The sequence below is a fragment of the Candidatus Enterococcus wittei genome (assembly GCF_002140175.1).
In the GTDB taxonomy this organism is placed as follows: Bacteria; Bacillota; Bacilli; order Lactobacillales; family Enterococcaceae; genus Enterococcus_B; species Enterococcus_B wittei.
In genome coordinates, this window is the sequence record NZ_NGMO01000004.1 from 74,018 (window position 1) to 95,608 (window position 21,591).

General features: G+C 34.8%; 17 protein-coding genes and 2 pseudogenes. 4 read left to right on the plus strand and 15 right to left on the minus strand.

The features are described from left to right. Both A5844_RS11465 and A5844_RS11470 read right to left on the minus strand, forming a co-directional pair. Window positions 1-154, minus strand: a pseudogene (locus tag A5844_RS11465) (chitin-binding protein); the annotation flags it as partial. Window positions 155-581: 427 nt separating this feature from the next. Further along, window positions 582-2,135, minus strand: a complete 1,554-nt coding sequence (locus A5844_RS11470; RefSeq protein WP_086285325.1) for a fibronectin type III domain-containing protein — start codon at window positions 2,133-2,135, stop codon at window positions 582-584. 402 nt (window positions 2,136-2,537) lie between these two features. On the opposite strand from A5844_RS11470, the gene A5844_RS11475 reads away from it, so the two are divergent. After that, window positions 2,538-3,008, plus strand: a complete 471-nt coding sequence (locus tag A5844_RS11475; protein ID WP_086285326.1) for a TspO/MBR family protein — start codon at window positions 2,538-2,540, stop codon at window positions 3,006-3,008. Between the two features lie 74 nt (window positions 3,009-3,082). On the opposite strand, the gene A5844_RS11480 is transcribed toward A5844_RS11475, so the two are convergent. From A5844_RS11480 to A5844_RS11495, 4 genes are all read right to left on the minus strand, one after another. Further along, window positions 3,083-4,327, minus strand: coding sequence for an LCP family glycopolymer transferase (locus tag A5844_RS11480; RefSeq protein ID WP_086285327.1), 1,245 nt, complete (start codon window positions 4,325-4,327; stop codon window positions 3,083-3,085). 613 nt (window positions 4,328-4,940) lie between these two features. After that, complete coding sequence (locus tag A5844_RS11485) at window positions 4,941-5,141, minus strand: cold-shock protein (protein ID WP_002292860.1); 201 nt, start codon at window positions 5,139-5,141, stop codon at window positions 4,941-4,943. A gap of 126 nt (window positions 5,142-5,267) precedes the next feature. After that, window positions 5,268-5,873 carry a superoxide dismutase gene (locus tag A5844_RS11490; protein WP_086285328.1) on the minus strand — a complete coding sequence of 202 codons (606 nt, stop codon included), beginning with the start codon at window positions 5,871-5,873 and terminating at the stop codon, window positions 5,268-5,270. A gap of 82 nt (window positions 5,874-5,955) precedes the next feature. Continuing rightward, a complete protein-coding gene (locus A5844_RS11495) occupies window positions 5,956-6,432 on the minus strand; it encodes a GtrA family protein (RefSeq protein ID WP_086285329.1) in 477 nt (158 codons plus the stop codon). 211 nt (window positions 6,433-6,643) lie between these two features. Here A5844_RS11495 and A5844_RS11500 point away from each other — a divergent pair, with 211 nt between their 5' ends. Further along, complete coding sequence (locus tag A5844_RS11500) at window positions 6,644-7,450, plus strand: DUF1189 domain-containing protein (protein WP_086285330.1); 807 nt, start codon at window positions 6,644-6,646, stop codon at window positions 7,448-7,450. A gap of 439 nt (window positions 7,451-7,889) precedes the next feature. Here A5844_RS11500 and A5844_RS11505 read toward each other — a convergent pair whose 3' ends face one another. The 9 genes from A5844_RS11505 to mltG all read right to left on the minus strand — a co-directional run bounded on the left by A5844_RS11505 (window position 7,890) and on the right by mltG (window position 18,547). Next, a complete protein-coding gene (locus tag A5844_RS11505; protein WP_086285331.1) occupies window positions 7,890-8,837 on the minus strand; it encodes a phosphoglycerate dehydrogenase in 948 nt (315 codons plus the stop codon). Window positions 8,838-9,001: 164 nt separating this feature from the next. Further along, on the minus strand, window positions 9,002-9,295 hold the full coding sequence (locus A5844_RS11510; RefSeq protein WP_086285332.1) for a HesB/YadR/YfhF family protein: 294 nt from the start codon (window positions 9,293-9,295) through the stop codon (window positions 9,002-9,004). A 13-nt stretch (window positions 9,296-9,308) separates the two neighbouring features. Beyond that, window positions 9,309-9,974 (minus strand): potassium channel family protein, encoded by a 666-nt coding sequence (locus A5844_RS11515; protein ID WP_086285333.1) that lies wholly within the window; start codon window positions 9,972-9,974, stop codon window positions 9,309-9,311. A gap of 858 nt (window positions 9,975-10,832) precedes the next feature. Then, window positions 10,833-13,922, minus strand: a complete 3,090-nt coding sequence (locus A5844_RS11520) for an N-acetylmuramoyl-L-alanine amidase (protein ID WP_086285334.1) — start codon at window positions 13,920-13,922, stop codon at window positions 10,833-10,835. A 201-nt stretch (window positions 13,923-14,123) separates the two neighbouring features. Further along, window positions 14,124-14,756, minus strand: coding sequence for a response regulator transcription factor (locus A5844_RS11525; protein WP_086285335.1), 633 nt, complete (start codon window positions 14,754-14,756; stop codon window positions 14,124-14,126). Window positions 14,757-14,758: 2 nt separating this feature from the next. Further along, entirely contained in the window at window positions 14,759-15,826 is a 1,068-nt protein-coding gene (liaS, locus tag A5844_RS11530; RefSeq protein WP_086285336.1) for a two-component system sensor histidine kinase LiaS, read from the minus strand. After that, window positions 15,823-16,554 carry a cell wall-active antibiotics response protein LiaF gene (liaF, locus tag A5844_RS11535; protein ID WP_086285337.1) on the minus strand — a complete coding sequence of 244 codons (732 nt, stop codon included), beginning with the start codon at window positions 16,552-16,554 and terminating at the stop codon, window positions 15,823-15,825. The genes liaS and liaF overlap by 4 nt, the downstream gene beginning before the upstream one ends. Window positions 16,555-16,750: 196 nt before the next feature. Next, a complete protein-coding gene (gene greA, locus A5844_RS11540) occupies window positions 16,751-17,230 on the minus strand; it encodes a transcription elongation factor GreA (protein WP_086285338.1) in 480 nt (159 codons plus the stop codon). 141 nt (window positions 17,231-17,371) lie between these two features. After that, complete coding sequence (gene mltG / locus A5844_RS11545) at window positions 17,372-18,547, minus strand: endolytic transglycosylase MltG (RefSeq protein WP_086285339.1); 1,176 nt, start codon at window positions 18,545-18,547, stop codon at window positions 17,372-17,374. Between the two features lie 232 nt (window positions 18,548-18,779). On the opposite strand from mltG, the gene A5844_RS11550 reads away from it, so the two are divergent. After that, a complete protein-coding gene (locus tag A5844_RS11550; RefSeq protein ID WP_086285340.1) occupies window positions 18,780-19,931 on the plus strand; it encodes a serine hydrolase domain-containing protein in 1,152 nt (383 codons plus the stop codon). Window positions 19,932-20,170: 239 nt separating this feature from the next. After that, window positions 20,171-21,481, plus strand: a pseudogene (locus A5844_RS11555) (ISL3 family transposase). The last annotated feature ends 110 nt before the right edge of the window (window positions 21,482-21,591 follow it).

Genomic DNA, 21,591 nt, shown 5'->3' on the forward strand with positions numbered 1-21,591 from the left:
CAACATTTTGATTCAGGTTTCCTGCTGCAGCTGTACCAAAATATGCACGACTACCAGGTGAAGTAATATAACCGTGGGCATAACCAGACGTGCCAAATCCAAATAGCCCTAACATAACGATTCCTACAAACATCCATCTATTAAACTTTTTCATGAATAAGCCTCCTAATATTTAATATCTAGATTGTAACCGTTTTCTTTCTAATGCGAAAACATTATGATTTTATAATGTTTTTGAGTATTGGATAAATATTTAAACTTAATGCCTTTCAATATAGGAATTTTAAATAAAGGAAATACCTAATTTCCATTTCTCTCATTCTTTAAGCAAAAGTAATATCTATAAAAGATACAATCATTCGCAAAGTAAAAAATCCAGTCCAAAGGTTATACGCTTTTATAAGACGAAAAAACCCGAAGATCCTATCTAGGTCTTCAGGTTTTCCGTCTTGTTTTTCAGAGTCGAACAATTCTACTGTATAAACTCTATTAGGAAAAATAAATATGATTGTTGAAAAATTTTTTCGTGCAAGTTTTATTGCTTATCCCATCATGTATGTATGGAATTTACGTATTCTAGTTTATTTTGTGACTAATTTCCAAGCACCATAAGGACCAGATTCACTTGGGATTTCATTTTGAGTCCAGTATTTTGCTTCATAAACTAATCCTTCATAAGTCACACGATCGCCTTGATAGTAAACTGTTGCAGCATCCCATTCAGGATAAATTGACTCAGAATCATCAAGGGTTGTGAATGTATATGTTGCCGCATCAGAAACATTGCCAGAACGATCTTCAGCTGTTACTTCTACTGTATAAGTCGTATTGCTCTTTAGATCTCTCACTTCACAAGAGTTAGTCGTTGACGTAGCAGAAATCGTTTCTCCTCCTCCTGTTAATTGAAGGTTATATTTTGTTACCCAATCATTATCTGATGAAGCTTCCCAGTTTAGAATTACACGCTTGCTCGTAATCAAACTTGAAGTCAAATTTTCTGGTGTAGTAGGTTTTTCAGTGTCTTCAGGTAACTCTGAATCGTCAGTGAACCATTGTGATGCATTTAAGAATTCAAACTGGTTGTGAACCTGACCTTGTCCGCCATCCACTTGTGCATCACGATTCATCGACCAGTAAGATACCATTCCGATTTTACGTTCTTTTGCATGATTAACGACCTGTTTCATCATACTAGATGTAAAGTATGGATGTTGTTCACTTTCAAATCCAACAGAAGGAGTAGTTCCTAACTTGGCATACGCCTGTTCATCAGTCAATGAGATACCTGCATATTGTTGGTAGTGATTTTTTAATTGAACCATTGTATTGTCGACAGCGTCCATTGAACCTAACGCATAATCAGGGACACTCTCCCCATAACACATGGTCATGATATTCACATTTGTTAAATCAACTCCTGCTTCAAGGTATGCTTGTAAAACCGTTAATCCTGTAGAAATCAACCCTGTATCCATTACTGGAAGTGTCAATGTCACAGCAACTCCTGTAGAATCTTGTAATCGTTTAACAGCTTTGGCATTTGCTAAATTCTCAGCATATCCCATTGCTCCAGCTTCTACGTCAAAATCGATTCGTGTCAAGCCGTAACCTTCTACAATCTCCTTGTATCCATTGTACAACATATCTTCATCTTGAGTTACTTCCCAGAATGCTCCAGAGTTCAAACCACCAAAGGATAGCGCAGCATCGCCACCAGCTTCTCTTAATTCTCGAATGGATTGTTTGATTCCTTCATATTGCCATTGATCGTTATCACTCTCACTTAAGCCACTATTACTTCCCCAAGCCCAGTCGATCCGACCATCTTTAATTCCTCTTGCTTGCATAAATGCTAAGTTAAAGAAACGTTGACCTGTTTGTCTATAAACTTCGGCTAAATTTAACGCCCCATTCGTTGATAAAGATTCCTTATCTGTATACGCAGTCATGTCAACATAAGGTGATACCACTTGTTCTGGCCATTCAATTCCTTGTCCTACACCAAAGTCAGGAGTGGCAAAAATATTTAGTTCTGTTGCGGCGCTTTGCTCTTCATTTAAAAACATAGGTGCAACCAATAAGCTACATAATGCTGCCCCGGCAATTACTGATTTCAGATGTTTATTCTTTTTCATCTTTTTAACTCTCCCCGTCTAGATAATTTATTCTCTCACTATTGTACGTAATCGATTACAAGAGCAATCATAACAGACGGAAAAAACAAATATAACATAAATAATTTTATAATTAACGTTTTTTAATCTAATTAAATCTATTTTATAATCAAAAATAAAAATATTATTGAAAATGTATGGCATTGCAACAATGCTATAATATTAAGGTAAACCCTCATAAAAAAAGCAAATTCAAGTGAGTAACAAGACAAAAAACCGTAAATAAAATGATTATGTACGGTAAATTAACAAAAAAATAAAATAACGATAAATAGATAGGTATTTTATTTTTAGCCAAACTAAATGCACCATATTTATGATTCATCTATGGTACACTCAAATAAAGAAAGGAGTTTATTTAATATGAATCGATTAAAAGATTATCGTTTATGGATCTGTATTATTGGAGTCGTTGCTTTAGGCTTTCTTTCAGGTCTTCTCAGTGGGAATCCAGGAAGCTACTACTATTCATTACAGCTACCAGCTTTTGCTCCACCCAGCTGGATTTTTGGACCCATGTGGACGTTTTTATATATTTTGATGGGTATTGCTCTTTATCTAATACTTGATATGTCAAAGAAAAAAATCCGAATAAAATTATTATGGCTTTTTGTTATCCAGTTTACTTGCAATTTTATATGGTCAATTCTATTCTTTTATTTGCAAAATAGTTTTATTGCTGCCATGGATATCACTATATTAGTTATTGTTTTAGCGGTACTTCTCTATCATTTGTGGTTACACAATCGTCTTGCCATGTGGTTGATGATTCCTTATTACTTATGGGTTTTATTTGCTACCCTATTGAATTACTCCATTTATTTTTTAAATTAAATTTTTATCCTATTAAATGAAAAAAGTGAAGCAGACGTTGAACCGTTTGCTTCACTTTTTTCAATTTTATTCAGTTAATAACCATTTACTGTGCCATAGTCATTTCCTTGGTCATAATTTTCTTGCCCATTATAGGAATCATCATAATTGTTAGTTTGATTGGAATAACCATACTGTGAATTATCATACTGATCATTATTGTATAGAGAATCATCTGGTGTTTGTTGTTCATAGCCACCTTGTAATTGTGAACCATTTTGATATTGATCATAGGTATTTTGCGAATACGAAGATTGTTCATTCGAAGATGAATCGTTCGAAGCCTCTTCCCCATTTTTTGAGTCATCATAAAACATCATATAAGCATTATCATTTTCCAAGTTAGGCAATGTTTTACTTGGTTTGATTTCTAATTGTTTTTTCAATTTATTTTGAATGGACAATAGATCATTTTCTCCTAAAATTTGATAATAGATATCATTGATCGTAGTATCTTTACCTTTCAATTGATCTTGCTTAATCGTTTCAAAAGCAGCTGTGTAGTTGGTCGCTATATCTAACATGTCGTCCCAATCTAAATCAGTAGTGACATTATTTCCAACTGCATTTAGTATTTTTTTATAATTGCTTACACCATCTAAACTTAATACTTTATTGACTATTTTTGTCACCACTTCACGTTGACGTGCTTGCCGACCAATATCCCCTTCTGGATCTTCATGACGCATCCGTGCATAGGCTAAACCTTTTTCTCCATTCACGGTTTGTTTGCCGACTGGAACATGGACACCATCGAGAGTGAAGTCAATTTTATTATCTATATCGATCCCATCCACCGCATTAATCAAGTCTTCCATACCGTCAAGGTTGATCGTCACATAATGATCGATAGGAATATCTAGTAATTGTTCAATCGAATCCATGGCCATTTCGACCCCACCGAAAGCATAGGCATGGTTCAATTTATCAATTGTACCATAGCCAACGATATTGGTATAGATATCTCTATCCAAACTAATAATAGTTGATTTTTTTTGTTTGGGATTTACTGTTACGACCATCATCGTATCCGATCTTCCTTGTTCCGTTCGTCCTAAACCACCGGTATCTAATCCTAGTAATAGCACAGAAAACGGTTCTTGGTCATCTATACTAACTTTATCCGAGCGTTTGGAAGACACTCGATTTGTTTTTTTTGAAATTTGATCTACTGTTTTACTTGCTTCTCCCATAAATTTGATTCCATATGCTGAGAGTCCGCCAATAATTATTACGATAACTCCTAATAAAGTTAATATAACTTTTTGCCACCGCTTCATATTACACCTCTGTCTCACATTTTCTTGAAATATTGTCTCATACAACCAATCATTCAGCAAATTCAGTTCTCAATCGTAATAAAAGTTTAACAAAATGAAGGAATGCTGAGTAATTCATATGCAATTTTTTCAAAATTCTTAATTATCATACCATAGCATTTAGTAACAGAAAAGAAATAATATGAGTATATTGCTATGTTTTTATTCTTAAATCGTTATTTATTCGTAAAATATGCAAAATTTATCCAACTATTTTATTTATCTACTTCTTAAATAAAAAATGTTGAATGTTCAAAAAAATCTCGTATGCCGCTTTGTACATTTTAAATTTAAAACATAGGTATATTTTTATTCAACTCTTCTTGCCTAGTATATTGTAAAGTCTTCTCTCAACTTTACTTTTAAAGTTTTTGCTCATGTTTTGTGACTAGTAAGGGACTTAAAAATATCATCTGCATCTCAAATATTAAAATCCTATTTCTTCATAGTGTTTCCAGAACTATTTTTTCAAAATAATAAAAAAATAGTACAAAAAAGGAGCTGAGAATCCCTCTCAACTCCTTTTTTTGTGTGAAGAAAACCGCATCTTCATACAGCTTGTTTCAACAAGTTTTTACAATTTAGTTACTTCAGCAGCTTGAGGGCCACGTGCACCTTCAACGATTGTAAATTCTACTTCTTGACCTTCTTCTAAGCTCTTGAAGCCATCGCCTTGGATTGCTGAAAAATGTACGAATACATCGTCTCCGCCATCTACTGTAATAAACCCAAATCCTTTTTCATTGTTGAACCATTTTACTGTTCCATGTTCCATAAATGTATAGCCTCCAAAAAAGTTCTTGCAAGTTACCTTGCAAGAAATATTATACCGAATATAGAAAACGCTCGCAAGCATTGCTTATTTATTTTCTAAATTCTTTGAAGAGAACTATACCAATTTTTATTTTGAAGTTAAATGTTTGTTTACTTCTTCCCAGTTTACTACATTCCAAAAGGCTTCAATGTATTCTGGACGTACATTTTTATATTTCAAATAATAAGCATGTTCCCATACGTCTAAACCTAAGATTGGTTTTTTACCTTCCATCCATGGAGAATCTTGGTTTGCTGTAGAAGTAATCGCAAGTTTACCATTTTCAAGCACTAACCATGCCCAACCTGAGCCAAAACGTCCAGCAGCTGCTTTTTTGAACTCTTCTTTGAATGTCGCAAAATCACCAAAAGCATCATCAATGGCTTCTTTGATTGCTCCAGTTGGTTCACCACCAGCATTAGGGGCCATAATTTTCCAGAAGAAAGAATGATTAGCATGCCCGCCACCGTTATTACGAACTGCCGTTTTAATATCTGTAGGAATAGCATCCATATCTGACAGTAATTCTTCAATTGATTTTTCGCCCAATTCAGGATATTTCTCAATTGCTGCATTTAAGTTTGTTACGTAAGTGTTGTGATGTTTGTCATGATGCAGATGCATCGTTTCTTCGTCGATATAAGGTTCTAATGCGTCAAAAGCATAGGGTAAATCTGGTAATGTGTATGTCATAAAAAATTCCTCCTCAGTTGTTGTTAAACGTGTTTACACTACAAAGAGTAACAAAGAGCAAGGAATTCTTCAATTGTTATGCCTAGTCTTTCTTCTTCTCTAGTTTTTCTATGGGTACTTTTTCAATGATTTCTGTTTTATTAAAGATAAGTAATTTGCTGAAAATGTAATTTGCTAACACAACAAGTACTTGGGTGATTAATTTAGCAACATACTCATTTGATTGCAATCCATTTATTAGTAAGAACATCGCACCCATATCTAGTCCATAAGAAACGATTCTATAAAAGATAAATTTACTAAATTCAACAAGCAATTGTCCAAAACTAGGCGATTTTGAATGAAACACCCACAACTTATTGGTAACAAATGCAAACAAAACAGAACAAATCCAAGAAATCGTATTAGAAACAGGCATCGTTAAGTTAAAATATTGAAAAGCCAATGCGAAACTGACAAAATTGACAACAGTTGCTAAACCACCGAAGAAGAGATAAACAAACACTTCCCAATATCCTTTTATTTCTAAATATCCTTTAAATCGATGATAATACTTCATTGGGTTACCTACCTTACTCTAGATTCCTCATCATCATACTCTATTTACGGATAAATTTCATCTTTTAGCAAATGAAATATAAAAAATCTGTTATTTATTTTTTTATTGTAACAAAAGTGAGATTACTCAAAGGATTAATTTAGAACCCTTGTATTTCATCTCATACTCCGCTAGAATTGCTAATGATGACAATTCTAGAGAAGGAGTAACTATGACAACAAAACAATTAATAATCAGCTCATTCACCCATTTTAAAGAGCTTAAAAATGCTCGAAAAGTTTCCTTTGGTAAATCACTGATTTACCTCCTATGCCTGAGTGTCGTGATGGCCTTACCAATCTCTTATCAGATTTTCAAAGTGCTAGAGACAATCAAGCTAGATGGCCAAAAAATCGCGACAAAAATCCCAGATTTCACGATACATGATGGCCGAATCGATTCAAAAACAAACGAAGGCTTCATCTATCAAACTGATTCTATTATTTTCACATTCGATCCTGAAGGAAAACGTACAGCTGAAGATATCTCTTCTGATTTAATTGGCAATTTTTTAAGTGTTGGGATGTTAGAAAACGAACTTGTCCTGACCTTGCCAAATACAGGAATGACTTCTGCATTATTAGGTAGTAATCAGATAGAGATTGATTATAAGAACGATGCATTAAAAAATTTGACTGGAGAAAACTTGCGCTCCACATTAAGTGAAACAACGATTCCTTTCTGGATCAAAGCACTTGTCTTTTTAATCTCGATCTATCCTAGTTTTTTGAATTTGATCCTAACACTACTATTGGCTAATTTTGCTGCATATGTTTATGCAAGATTACGCTTGACCAGAGCTACTTTCCTTGATTGTCTTAAAACGATGATTTATGCTATTTCACTACCAACCGTTCTTGCAACTATTTTAATGGTCTTTTTGCCAACCTTTGATACTACGGCATTCATTTCCTTTGCCGGTCTCTTCATTTTTGCTCAAGCAGTAAAAGGCTGGCCTAAAATGCAATTGCCAAAGTAAGATTCTTGAACAACAGAATACTACGAATGAAGTAGTTACCTCTAAAAATCATATAAATGATGAAAAGAGCGTGGAACAAAAACGTTATTTACTTTTGTTTCACGCTCTAAATACATATAAACGGCGGAAGCAGAAGCAACTCCTTCGTAAATAAGCCGAAATTCACAAAAATTTGAAAAGCAATTTTCGTGAACTCCTTCTTATTTCTCGGAGTTAAACGCTTCTGCCCCAGCCTCTTTTCATGAACTTGATAAACATCGTTCTCTCATCTAGTCTTCAGCAATAAGATAGTTCAAAATATTTCTATCATAATCCCTAAAAAGGTTCAGAAAATAAGCGAAGCATCCAAGAATGGTTATTCATACTTTCGAATACTCTAGCTGATTTCTAGAAAACTAAATACATAATAAAAAATATTTTTTTGATTTTAAATAATGAATCAGTATCCTTCTGATAGATCGATTTCATTCATACTCAACTCTTTTTCTGCTACGTATGTTTTTAAATTATTAAGAAAAATAGCCATTAGTTTTTTCTGGAAATGAGAGGTTTGCCCAGCAATATGAGAAGTCACCAAAACATTTTCCATTCCCCACAATGGACTCTCTTTAGAAAGCGGTTCTTCTTCAAAAACATCCAATGCAGCAAATGCTAATTTTTCTTGTTGCAACGCTTTAATCAAATCTTCTGTTTTTACAGAAGCACCACGACCGACATTAATAAATAGTGCATGGGAGGCAAAAACATTAAATACGTCTTGATTGAATAAGCCATTTGTCTGCTCTGTCAAAGGTAAGATATTAACAACTATATCAGCTGTTGGTAATACATTCTTTAATTGATCTATAGAATATGTTTTCTTGAACCCGTCTACAGGATGTCCAGTTGTATTGATACCGTAACACTCTATACCAAATACTGTTGCTTTTTTTGCAAGCATTTTCCCAATATGACCAGTACCAATAATCAGTAATTTTTTATTTTCCACTGCTTGATAATGAACAGAAGAACCTAACCACGTTTGCTCGATTTGGGCTCTTTGTGCTTGAAATAATCCTCGTGAATAGCCAAGAATAATTCCCATAACATGTTCACTGATTGATTCAACGTGAATACCACTCGCATTAGAGACTAGAATCCCTTTTTTAGAAAACTGTGCTAACGGTAAGTAGTCGACTCCTGCGGAAATCGCTTGTACCCACTTTAAATGGTTGGAGGCGAGTAATTCTTGTTGATACATAGAGTTCCAACCGATACTGATCTCCACTTGGGGAAGATCCTCAGCTTCTAATTTTGTTTTAAAGGTATACTCTGGTGCTAACCGATTGATTTCATCAATAAACTCTTGTCGAAATGATCGATCTGAATAGATAATTTTCTTTGTCATCCTACTTCACCTCTTCTTTATAAGTTTAGCCTAAACCACAAAAAGAATGAAGTATAAGGCCCAATCTCTTTATACCAGCAGAATTATATTTCTCAAAGTATATCTCTAAGCAAACAAAAAAGTAGCGATTGACTGTCATCCAATCACGCTACTTTGTAATACCATTATTCTTTGTCAAAATGATAGGTTGGTTCATCTAATTCAGGATCATAATCAACAACTAGATCATAACCTTTAAAGAACCATTCATCTGCTTCATCGATAAAAAACAATAGACCATCTACCGTTAGTTCTTTCAGCGGTCTATCTGGTTGTTCCACAGACATTCCAATCGAAAAGCCATCATGGACCTCAGTGCTTCCATATACTTTACCAAAAAAACGGATACCATAATTTTCAGGTAGGTCTATTTCAGACTGAAACCATTTTTTTGCTACATCTGTTACTGTTAGTTCCATGTTATGCTCCCCTTTATTGGTTCATTTTGTCATCAAGTATATCCACATCTTCTGTTTCACCAATCACTAGCAAGTTATCATTTTCTCGTACATACTCATCTGCTGATGGTGACACGATTACTGATCGGTCAAAACGACGAATCGCTACTACCGTTAAATCAAAGCGTTGTCTAAAATTCAGCTCATTGAGTGTTTTATTGAAAAATTTTGGATTAGACACACGGATTTCTGCCAAAGAATAGTGATCGGAAAGTTCTAAATAATCTAAAATGTTCTTTGAGACTAAGTTATGGGCGATCCGAATCCCCATGTCTCTTTCTGGATGGACTACTCTATCTGCTCCGATTTTTTCAAGTACTCGTGCATGATATTCATTTTGTGCTTTCGCTAAAATATTGGGTACACCCATTTCTTTGACCATCAATGTCACCAAAATGCTTGCTTGGATATCCTCGCCAATTGCTATGATCACATGATCAAAGTTCCTAATTCCTAAAGAACGTAAAGTCATTTCATCTTGTGCATTCGCTACCACTGCATGAGTTGCGATGTTCATATATTCATTTACTCGATCTTCATTACTATCAATAGCTAAAACCTCTTGTCCAGCTTCCACTAATGTACGGCAAATACTGCCACCAAAACGTCCAAGCCCTACGATTGCAAAATTCTGTTTCACTGTTTCCCTCCTTTTTATCTTCAACTCAAGTATAGCAAAGCCATTCTAAAAATAAAAGCAACCATTCTTTTACGATAAGTAAAAAAGGGTTCCATAGAATTCAAAATAAGTGTTTACTCTGTAAGATATTGTAAATGAATGGTATTTTCAGCTTAAGAAAATAGTTTATATTTCTTCTGTTTTAGTTGACCAGCATTTCTTAATGGCTACTTCTATTCACCCAACCTACTATCTGATCGACTATTCTTTCGATTATTATTACTGTTTTCGTCATAAAAGTTTCTACTTTACTTAAGTAAGCATCTCCATATGATGAAACAAAGACGAGCGTGGGACAAAAGCCTTATTTACTTTTGTTCCACGCTCTAAATACATATAAACGGCGGGAGCAGAAACAACTCCCTCGGAAATAAGCAGAAGTTCACAAAAATTTGAAAAGCAATTTTCGTGACTTCCTTCTTATTTTTTGGAGTTACACGCTTCTTTCCCAGCCTCGTCTAATAATGTTGAAACAACATCATATAATCTCACTAATAATGAACATCTCAAAAATATTTTTTTCATACTATTTAAGATTAGTACTAAAGGTCTTCTGTTAGGTAATCATTTATCAATAGCTGATGAAAAAGCTGTTTAGCTCTGAAGATTTATCCGCAACCAGAGAAAATAGTTCCTGATTTTTTCTGGACACTCAGAGCTAGCTTTTGAATACCATTTACTCAAAGAAGTTGACACCTTCTTCTATACCTGGACAAGTTGATCCTAGACATTTTGTATGGTGGAATAGTAGTTGAATTTGTTGCTAATCTATTCATGATATTCAAGTGATTTCACTTTTTCTATTACATTGTAAACTAATTATAATTTTTCACCTGTCACGCTTTCTACAATGCCTTTAGCAATTTGATCTTTGTTTCTACGAATATTTGCCACATCATTTATATTTGTGATAAAGCCTAATTCAGCGAGACGATAAGGAATTCCTCTTGAATTTAAAACATTCATATTCAACAAGTCACTTCTTAAACTGATACCACCAGTATTTTGAACTGATCCCCATAGACCGACATAGGCGCGAATAACGTTGGCTATAGCATAGTTTTGAGTAGTTAATGAATTACCATTACGATGAGCAATTACATGCCCTCCTGTACTTGTGCCGATCCCTCCAGCATCTAAATGGAACTCAGTAACAGAAGAAAATGAAGTACTAACTGTATATGCACCTTGTAATCTTTGCGAATCTTGATACATATCCGCATTAGTGTTATAAAAAGTAATACGATTTCTCTTTAACTGACTTGCCCATTTTTGTAGAGATGGCATCAATTCTTTCCGAGTAAAATCTCGTTCATTGATTCCATTATAAGCTGCCCCTGGGTCTAATACTCCATGCCCCATGACAAAAAGATGGTTGATCGATGTTTGATAGGGATTACTGATGGCACCTGGAGCTGGTGCTCCTTTTTTCACTAGGACAACTTGAATAGCTTCCATCTGTAAAGCAAGATTTGATGTACCTGCATTTTGACCATTTCTTGCCCAATCCAGCCAACCTAGTTGAGCAGAATGAACACGGTAATAAACATCATAAAACTGATTCAATTGTCCAGTGAGTCGTATTCGAATGGCTTCAGCTCTCAATTTACTGCCAGTAGTACCTGATAGACCGTTATTATTTACATATCCTTGCCAACCAATCGATTGCACATGACTACTATACTCAATTGTTCCTGGTAAAGGTGTATTAGTTATGTTCATTCGCATAGCTTCTAATCTTAACCCTTTACCGATAGTGCCTGCAGTTGCGCCATTCATCTGATAATTTTGCCACCCTACTGATTGACTATGTGTTTGATAATTGACATTAGGGTTTTTCAACGTATCTTTTTCATAATAAGAAGTGCTAGTTGCTGGTCCAGATTGACCTTTGGGAACTAATTTTATTTGAATAGCTTCCATTTGATACCCAAAACCTGAACTTCCTGCATTCGCATTGTTTTTTGTCCATCCTAACCAACCAAAGTAAGCGGAATGAACACGATAATAAACATCATAGTGATAACTCAATTGACCAGTTAGACGAACACGGATTGCTTCCATCCTAAGCTTTTGATCAGTTGTTCCTGAAATTGCATTATTTTGTACGTAATTTTGCCAGCCTATAGACCGAACATGGCTTGAATATTCGATAGCACCAGGCAAAGGGGTATTTGATAAATTAATTTTAACAGCTTCAAGCCTTAACCCTCTGTTTAGAGTACCTGCTGTAGCACCATTTGATTGATATGACTGCCAACCGACTGATTGACTATGCGTTTGATAATTCACGTTTGGTGTTGGTAATTGATCACTTTGATAATAGGCAGTACCTAGAGTAGGACCTACATCACCTTTTTTCACTAATTGAATTTGAATAGCTTCCATTTGATACCCAAAACCTGAACTTCCTGCATTTTCACCATTTTTCGTCCACCCTAACCAGCCAAAATAGGCAGAATGAACACGGTAGTAAATATCATATTGTTGACTAATCTCTCCAGTAAGGCGGATTTTTATAGCCTCTGTACGAAGAGCCTGATCAGTTGTTCCAGAAGTGGCACCATTATTTACATATCCTTGCCACCCTATTGACTGTACATGACTGCTGTATTCTACATTCCCAGTGAATGGACTCTCTGATAATTTGATTTTAATTGCTTCTAATCTTTTATTCTGTCCAATCGTTCCAGCTGTTGCTCCATTTGTTACTTCATTTTGCCATCCAAATGTTCGAACGTGAGTTTGATAAGAAACAGTAGGTGAAACGCTCTTTCTTGCATACAGGCTCGAACTCTCTTTTGAAGTGGATAAATCTGTTTCAGAAGAACTCTGTGTTTTATCACTAGAAGTAGCTTCTTCTTTAACCAGAACGTTAAAAATACCTAAACTTCTTTCTCCATCTTTCAATGTAATCTCTGCTTCACCAGCTCTTAACCCAGTTATTTTTCCATCTCGTGATACTTGTACAATCGAATTGTCAGAGGTTTCCCAAATGGGTTGTGTGATTTCAGCATTTTGAGGAACAGTCGTATATTCGAGTTGTTTTGTTTCGCCTGAATACATTGTTACTGTATTTTCTAGTGGTATGATTGATTCCACTTTGGTTGGTTCAGTATATTGAACATTAACTGTTACTTCCAAAGAATTTTCAGAAGTTGACTCCAAAATTGCTTCAGAAGAAAATGGGATTTGATAACTGTATATTAGTGGAGATTGTTTATCAGCAATGAATTTTTCTCCATCATATTTCCAATCTTCTGTTTTAAGTACTGTTCTATCTTTTTCAGGTTTTAGTTTTTCTTGTGTAATCTGCCATTGGTCTTTTACTTGAATCGCATTTGCATCAATTGTTTGTTCTTTACCATCAAAATAAGTTATTTCCTTATTCTTTGATAGATCGATCGTACTTAGGTGATTATTTGAAACATCTAAGTATTGTAATGTGGCTAAGCTAGCAACTTCTATTTCTTGCAATTCATTCTCTTGAACTTCTAATTTTTGCAAATAATTAAAATATTGAATACCTTCGATTGATTTAATCTGTTTCCCACTAAGATCCAACTCCGTAGTTTCTATCAGTTCATTTGACAAGATTCCATTATGATCGGTATCTATGGTTTCAGATATATAATTACGAAAATTGGTGTCAGGAAAATGTTCTTCGTCAATTGTAACAGTTTTAATAGACTCCTCAGATATTTTGCCTGTTGAATTCGTTTCTTCTGTTGCTGTTTGTACCTTTTCTTGTGTCGTCTCAGAAGTTGATTGTTCAGTATTATCTATCTGATTCACTTGGTTCTGTTCTTCTGTATATGAACTACTAATAGCTACTGCATAAGCATTTGGCGCTATTGTTCCTGATAGTAATAGTATACTTAAGAACGTACCTATCCACTTTTTTATCATGATAGTCTCCTCTATAATCTAAATTTTTAACATAAAACTTTCTATTATATATTAAACTATAAAAAATAGTAAATTAAAAGCCCATGATAAAAAAAAGCCTGTGATGTAATGAGATCCACAGTGCTTTTTTGTATTTTATAAATAGTATCCTTGTTATCTTTTACTCTAGGATAAGACCCTATCGAATACTAGAAAAAGGTACTATTTCACCAAACCATGTTTAAAAGCATAAATAGCAGCTTGGGTTCGGTCTTCTACTTCTAGTTTTGCTAAAATGTTTGATACATGTGTTTTTACGGTTTTGAGTGTGATAAATAATTCATCTGCAATCTCTTGGTTGCTTTTTCCTTCCGAAATAAGCATTAAAATCTCATTCTCACGATTCGTCAATTCTTCATGCAAAATCGGTTCATTACGACGGCTCATTTTCTCCATCATTTTAGTCGTTACCTCTGGCTCTAATACACGCTCTCCTCTTTGCGTAGCACGGATAGCATCAGCGATTTCATGAGCTGTAGAGGTCTTTAATAAATAGCCACTAGCACCTGCTTCAATAGCCGGATATACTTTTTCATCATCAATAAAACTTGTTACAATGATAATCTTGGCTTCTGGCCAATCTTTCAAAATCGCTTTTGTCGATGCAATCCCATCCATTTCATCCATCACTAAATCCATCAGAATCACATCTGGACGCAGAGTCATTGCTTTTTCGTAGCCTTGTCGACCATTCTCAGCTTCTCCTACCACTTCAATGTCATCTTGGATAGACAAATAAGAAGAAACACCTAAACGAACCATTTCATGATCATCAACTAGTAAAACCTTTATCATTTTTATGCCTCCTTCATTAAAGGAACTTTGATTTCTACACTCGTTCCCTGTCCTTTAAAACTTATAATTTTAACTGTACCACCAATACCAGCCACACGTTCCCTAATATTGTTCAATCCGTAACTCCCTGTCTTTGTTTCATTCATATTAAATCCGGTGCCATCATCAATGACTCGTAACAAAAGATTGTTGTCGATTTTATGAAGATAGACTTCAAGCTCATTTGCTTTTGCGTGACGCAAGGTGTTTGAAAGTAGTTCTTGAACGATACGAAATAGCTGATCTTCAATTGAATTAGAGAGCGTAATATCTTCAATATCCCATTTCAATGAAATCTGGATCTTATTTTTTAGCTCTTTCAATAATTGCTCAATTCCTTGTTTCAAGCTTTTCTGTTCTAAATTAACTGGACGTAGATGAAGGAGCAATGCCCGCATTTCGGATTGTGAAGCATTGATGATCTCTGCGACCATTTTCAACTGCTTACGAAACATTTCAGGGGTATCACTTTTTTCTGCTTGCTCAGTTAAGGCTGACATCATCATCATTGCCGCAAATAATTGTTGGGAAACAGAATCGTGGAGTTCTCGTGCTAAACGATGTCTCTCTAATTCTAAAATTTCTTCTTTAGTTTGTCCATCTACATATTGGGGTCTGCTTGTTAAAATTTGAAGTTCACTAGAAACTTCAATCATTTTTTCCTTAATCTTGCTGATTTCTTTTTCGATTTCTTTTATATATAGATCATCAGCAGCGCTTGGCAATGGTTCATTTAGCACCTTTGCTTCATAATTACCGGATGACAAGGCACGCAATTGTTCTTCAATTTTTCCATATTTTATTTTTTGTAAGAGAGAAACAAGTAAAAAGACAACCAGTCCTACTCCAAAAGAAATCGCTAATAAATGGAAAATCAAAGGGACATAAAGCAATCTAGCTCTTAAAAGCTCTCTCCACCAATTGGTTTGATTGCTTGCATAAAAATAGGTGAATAACGATAATAAAATGACAAAGAAAGAGGCGATTGATGCATAGACCGCTAACATAGGTCTAGAGATTTTCTCAATCATGCACGAATCACCTCAATATCTCCAATAATCGTATTGGTAATGATTTTTAAACGACGAGGGTTCTCATCAAAATCATTACTATATATTTTGATTGACTCATTTCTCAATGAAAATGGTTCTTCCTCAAATTGGACGTTTCCAATTAACGTAGCATGTTCTAGACTTACGGCAATTCCTAATGGTACTAAAATACGAGTTCGTCCGATACCTTTTCGAACAATGATGATATTATCATCTTTTGGCAACAAGGTATTTCCCAAATCGATAATTGTATCTCCAGAAAGCATCGCAATGTTGATATCATCCCATTCATACACGTCATTGCCAATTCTTTGATTTCCGAATAATTGCTGTTTTTTTCGTTCATTATTATGAGATTTAAGTTGCTCTGTTTGCACCATAATAATCTGCTTTTTACGCCAGAATGTATTTTTAGTTAAGTCAATCCCTGAAATCTCTACGCCCTTCAAACCAATAAACAAAATAGCGAACACGATCATTGCCCACAAAGCTGGACTATTCACTAAACTAAAGAAAATAATTAATCCGCCTAAAACCAATTGGAAATTCTGAAAGCCTGATCGAGGAGACTTCCTTGAAGATAAATAAATATTCAAAATACCAAATGCCACTAGAAGCAGCAATCCAAAATTATTGACGATTTGCCAGATAGCAAATAATAGTAACAATGCTTCTACTACTATAAAAAAGCGCCAAGAGCTATTCATTGCTATTCTCCTTTCTTTTCACATTCTCTTTTTTATCATACCTACTTTTATTTACAGATGCTATAGGACTTTAGATGTAATGTTTAATCTGTATTCTTGATAGAAACAATCAAAAAGAGGTCTGGGACTAAGTCAAATCCCAGACCTCTTTAGTTTTTTGATTTGCTTCATAGTCAAAAGTTGGTTTGATCCTTCGTTAGGCTTGTTCCACTTTGACGATTTTCACTTGCATATCTCCACCAGGAGTGGAAATAGTTACTTCGTCATTTATATATTTGCCAATTAATGCTTGAGCAATAGGTGAATCATTTGAGATTTTTCCAGAAAATGGATCAGCTTCTGCACTGCCTACGATGGTATATTGTTCTTCTTCTCCATCTGGTAGTTCGATAAAAGTAACTGTTTTTCCGATAGACACTTCATCAGAATCAACACCATCATTGTCAATAATTTGTGCAAAACGAATCATTGTCTCAATTGTAGTAATACGACCTTCTACAAACGCTTGCTCATCTTTTGCTGATTCATATTCTGAATTCTCAGACAAGTCTCCGAAACCACGTGCAATTTTGATTCGCTCGATGATTTCTCCACGTTTTACTGTTTTTAATTCTTCTAGTTCTTTCTCTAATTTTTCTTTACCTTCTTGTGTCATTGGGTAAACTTTCTCTGCCATGTATAACTTCTCCTTTTTCTTTGGAATACCGCAAAAAGTAATCTTTCAAGGACTACAGTCCAAAAAAGATTACCATGCTTTTCTAAAAATGTAAATGCTTTTCTAAAAAAAATCATTCGGTATATTACAGTTGTTCTTCATCTATTTATTTACGTACTTATCCACCAATTCCATGTGTTCTTCATATGTTTTTGCAAAATAAACATCCCCAGTAGCTATATCAGCAACAAAATAATAATAATCATTTTGAGTAGGTTCTAAAACTGCTTGGATGGCATCTTCACTAGGACTATTGAACGGTCCTGGCCCATATCCTAAGTTCGTATATAAGTTATACGGAGAATTGACTGCCGTGTCTTCATAAGTGACCAATTCCTTATGCTCACCTAATGCATATAGTACTGAAATATCTGATTGAAGCGGCATATCTGCTGCGATCCGATTGTAAAATACATTGGCGATATTTTTTCGGTCTGCTTCTGATACTCCTTCTTTTTCAACTAATGAAGCGATAGTCAAGACTTCCTGAACTGTATGGTTTTGCTGCTTGATCTTGGTCAAATAAGGTTGCAGCACTGTATTCGTTTTGTTCACCATTTGTAATACTAAGTCTTTAAGTGACATATCTTTATAATAATCATATGTCGCTGGGAAGAGATAGCCTTCCAAACGATACTTCGTATTCTCTGCTTTGGCTGCACTTTCTAACAGGTCAGGAAATTTTTGCTGCAATTCATTAAAGAAACTTTGATCATTCATCAAATCTAAAAATTCTTGCTTCTCTTTACCAGTAATCTTTTCTACTCGTGAAGCAATTTGATCAATGTCATACCCTTCAGGAATAGTAATCTTTCCATCTGCAACTTCTGTTGGCTCTGAGGTTCCACCTTCTTGAAGTTGTTTACCAATTTCATCTAAGGTCATATTCGGTGCCATCTGATAGAATCCCGCTTGAAAACCGGTCATATTTTTAAATTTTGTATAATAATTGAAGACGATCCCACTTTTAATGATTTTATCTTCTTCTAATATCTCACCGATTTGTTTGTTCGATGACCCACTTGGAATCTCCACTGAAACTAATTGGTCATTCGATGCATCTAAAGGTTTTAATCCACTATCTACGTAACGATAAATGGTCACACCCAGAACACACCCTACGATTAGCAACGTAAGCGCAATCACTAAAATAATCTTACCTACGATTCTATCTTCTTTTTTTCGGATATTCTTTCTTTTAGTCACCACATCTGTAGTGTCTTCTCTATTCAATTTATCTTTTTTATTTTCTTCTGGATGTTGTTTGCTTTCTGACAAAACAACTCCTCCTTACTATCAACTTCGTAACTTTATTCATTATACATGAAATTTCGACTAACGTGAATGATTTTTTGCCGATTGTTCTGTCAAAATTGTAAGTAGTAAATCGCTGAAATTAAGCTTAAAATTAAACCGAACGATTACTTCTGTTATTAATTGAGAAAAAATTAAGCATTCATTCCATCTAAATAACATGAATTTGTTCGTATAGAAAGAAGGTTTTATCCACATGAAAAGAAGAAAACACAAAAAACATGTTCTTACTAGCTTGTCATCTATTCAGAAAGTATTTCTCATGGTTTTACTAATCGTAAGTCTACTATCAAGTTGGTACATTTATGAATCAAAAACAAAAGTCGCAGCTAGTCTCCCTAAGGTAGAGAGCACGGTTGATTTAACCTCAGAGGAGCAACAACTTGTTACAAAAATCGATCAGTTATTGCAAAAAAATGATTATATTGGCTCCATCTATATCCGTAGGAACCATCGAGTCATTCTAGAAAAAGGATACGGCTATGCAAACAAAAATACACAACAACCTAATGGTCCTTCTTTGTACTATCAAATTGGCTCTATCCAAAAGGCAATGACTGCCCTCCTTATTTTAAAATTAATTGAAGTAAAAAAAATATCTTTGGATACCAAGTTATCCATATTTTATCCGCAAATACCAAATAGTGATAATATCACGATCCAAGACTTGATCTACATGCGTTCTGGACTTCGACGAACTGCCTCACCAACAGTCCCAATGACCGATGAAGAAGTGGTCCAATTTTCAATCGATCACCTTGAATCTACAAATAATCAAAGTTATCGCTATGAGCCACTTAATTTCACATTATTAACTGGTATCTTGATAAAGTTGACTCATCAACCTTATGAAAAATTACTCAATGATATGCTGATCACTCCTCTTCAACTAAAACATACCGCCTTTTACGAGTCTGCGAAAAAAACTTCTGAACATGCGGTATCCTATCAGATGACTGCTGATAATGATTATCACCAAGCACTGAATGAATCGGAAACAGATATCCGTAATGAATTGGGTACTGGAAATATCAGTATGTCCGTCTATGATTTAGCCGCTTTCTTTACAAAGGTCTTAAGCGGAGACTTAGTTTCTAGAAATCTCTTATTTACGATATGGAAAAATAATCCTGTGGGGAGGCCTTACAGTGGCGGAGTGTATAGTGGAAGTGATTGTATCTTTGCACAAGGGAACATCAATCGGTTTCATGCAGTAGTAGCGATGAAAAAAGATACTTCAGATGCTATTGTTATGGAAAGCAATATCCAAGCTGATAAAAAAATTAAGTTACCTGCAACAGATTTAAGAGACCAAATCTATGAATTGATGGAAGAGGGAAAAAAATAAAGCATTATTGATTCCGTTCCTTAAGATAATAAGTTTAATATTTCAATAACATCAGAAATATTAGAATTAAGTTTCTTTTAAAAGACAAATAAAGATTGGTTCTATAATATCTAGTGTTGGTGGAAAACAATTTTGTTTTCTACTAACACTATTTTTTTGTAAAAAAAGATAGAAAAAGAGATATCCAAATTGATAGAATTAAGTCGACTAAACCAAACTCATCAAGAAAGGATATCTCCATGGACTATCATACTAGAAAATTACTCGGTTTAACAGATGAAAATATCATTTTCCCTACAAATTGGCTTTCTGAAAAGAAAGAAGGAGGCATTACCTCCTACGTGATTCATGGACGCTTAGATTATACTCCCACTTGTTGTACAAAATGTGGGATTAAAAACGAAGGACAAGTGATTAAATATGGGACCCACCAAACCACCATTCAATTACTACCGATCCATTCACGTAAAACAATCTTAAAACTTAAAAAAACTCGATTCCTATGTAAAGAGTGTGGCGCAACTTTCTCGGCTGAAACTTCTTTAGTCGATAGAAATTGTTCGATTTCTGTCGACTTGAAACGAAAAATCATGGCAGAATTAGCGACCAACTCCAGTAGAAAAGACATTGCCTTTCGTTATTTCGTATCGGATGTCACGATTTTACGAATCATGAAAGCGGCTGTGAAGAACATTAAAGTACGTTTGGACTACTTGCCCTCCGTTCTTTGCTTTGATGAATTTAAAGCAATGAAATCCTGTGTGGGTAAAATGAGTTTTATTTTCATGGATGGTCAAACGAATCAAATTCTTGGTCTTCTTGAAAGTCGTAAACTAGCTTATTTACGTACCTATTTCTCTCGCTATACCCGTCAAGCTAGAGAGAATGTCCAATATATCGTCATGGATATGAACGCTCCTTATTTTGAATTAGCAAAAAGTATTTTTCCCCATGCACAAATTGTCACGGATCGTTTTCATATTATCCAACATATTCACCGGGCGTTGAACCATTTACGGATTCAAATCATGAACACTTATCGTAAGAACGATCGTCTGAAGTATAAACGATTCAAACGTTACTGGAAGTTATTCCTAAAGGATTCTTATCTATTAGATAGCTCACGCTATCGCTATGATTATTCCTTTAAGCGTCCGATGACTGAAAAAGCGATCGTCGATGAATGACTCAGCTATGATTCCACATTGAAGTTGGCTTATGATACTTGTCAACTCCTTCTCTATCACTATAAACAAAAAGAGACGAATGACTTTTTCGAAGTGGTGAATACCTTAGATACCCAGCTTCCTGAGTGGTTTCGCAAGAAACTCACTTTCTTCAATAAATACAGAAAAGGAATCAAGAATGCCTTCCAAACGCCCTATAGTAATGGGGCCTTGGAAGGGACAAACAATAAAATCAAGGTCATCAAACGAGTCGCTTATGGTTACCGTAATTTTCTCCATTTTCGTGACCGTATTTACTTGATTCAGGGCTTGGTTTTCCAAGATCAATCCAAAACAAAAAGGCTCTATAATTTATGGGACTGATGAATCAGAATTGATTCTTCCGTCCCATTTTCATTTTAGATATTAAAAAACATATCGTTCTCTAGTATGATTAAATCACCACAAAATAAACAACTGAGAGGACGATATGC

What these genes read in the sequence shown, in the direction of transcription:
- A5844_RS11470 (WP_086285325.1), bottom strand. Translation starts at nt 2,135, where the DNA reads ATGAAAAAGAATAAACATCTGAAATCAGTAATTGCCGGGGCAGCATTA.
- A5844_RS11495 (WP_086285329.1), bottom strand. Translation starts at nt 6,432, where the DNA reads ATGAAGTATTATCATCGATTTAAAGGATATTTAGAAATAAAAGGATAT.
- A5844_RS11500 (WP_086285330.1), top strand. Translation starts at nt 6,644, where the DNA reads ATGACAACAAAACAATTAATAATCAGCTCATTCACCCATTTTAAAGAG.
- A5844_RS11550 (WP_086285340.1), top strand. Translation starts at nt 18,780, where the DNA reads ATGAAAAGAAGAAAACACAAAAAACATGTTCTTACTAGCTTGTCATCT.
- A5844_RS11490 (WP_086285328.1), bottom strand. Translation starts at nt 5,873, where the DNA reads ATGACATACACATTACCAGATTTACCCTATGCTTTTGACGCATTAGAA.
- A5844_RS11520 (WP_086285334.1), bottom strand. Translation starts at nt 13,922, where the DNA reads ATGATAAAAAAGTGGATAGGTACGTTCTTAAGTATACTATTACTATCA.
- liaS (WP_086285336.1), bottom strand. Translation starts at nt 15,826, where the DNA reads ATGATTGAGAAAATCTCTAGACCTATGTTAGCGGTCTATGCATCAATC.
- A5844_RS11475 (WP_086285326.1), top strand. Translation starts at nt 2,538, where the DNA reads ATGAATCGATTAAAAGATTATCGTTTATGGATCTGTATTATTGGAGTC.
- A5844_RS11510 (WP_086285332.1), bottom strand. Translation starts at nt 9,295, where the DNA reads ATGGAACTAACAGTAACAGATGTAGCAAAAAAATGGTTTCAGTCTGAA.
- A5844_RS11485 (WP_002292860.1), bottom strand. Translation starts at nt 5,141, where the DNA reads ATGGAACATGGAACAGTAAAATGGTTCAACAATGAAAAAGGATTTGGG.
- greA (WP_086285338.1), bottom strand. Translation starts at nt 17,230, where the DNA reads ATGGCAGAGAAAGTTTACCCAATGACACAAGAAGGTAAAGAAAAATTA.
- liaF (WP_086285337.1), bottom strand. Translation starts at nt 16,554, where the DNA reads ATGAATAGCTCTTGGCGCTTTTTTATAGTAGTAGAAGCATTGTTACTA.
- A5844_RS11525 (WP_086285335.1), bottom strand. Translation starts at nt 14,756, where the DNA reads ATGATAAAGGTTTTACTAGTTGATGATCATGAAATGGTTCGTTTAGGT.
- A5844_RS11505 (WP_086285331.1), bottom strand. Translation starts at nt 8,837, where the DNA reads ATGACAAAGAAAATTATCTATTCAGATCGATCATTTCGACAAGAGTTT.
- A5844_RS11480 (WP_086285327.1), bottom strand. Translation starts at nt 4,327, where the DNA reads ATGAAGCGGTGGCAAAAAGTTATATTAACTTTATTAGGAGTTATCGTA.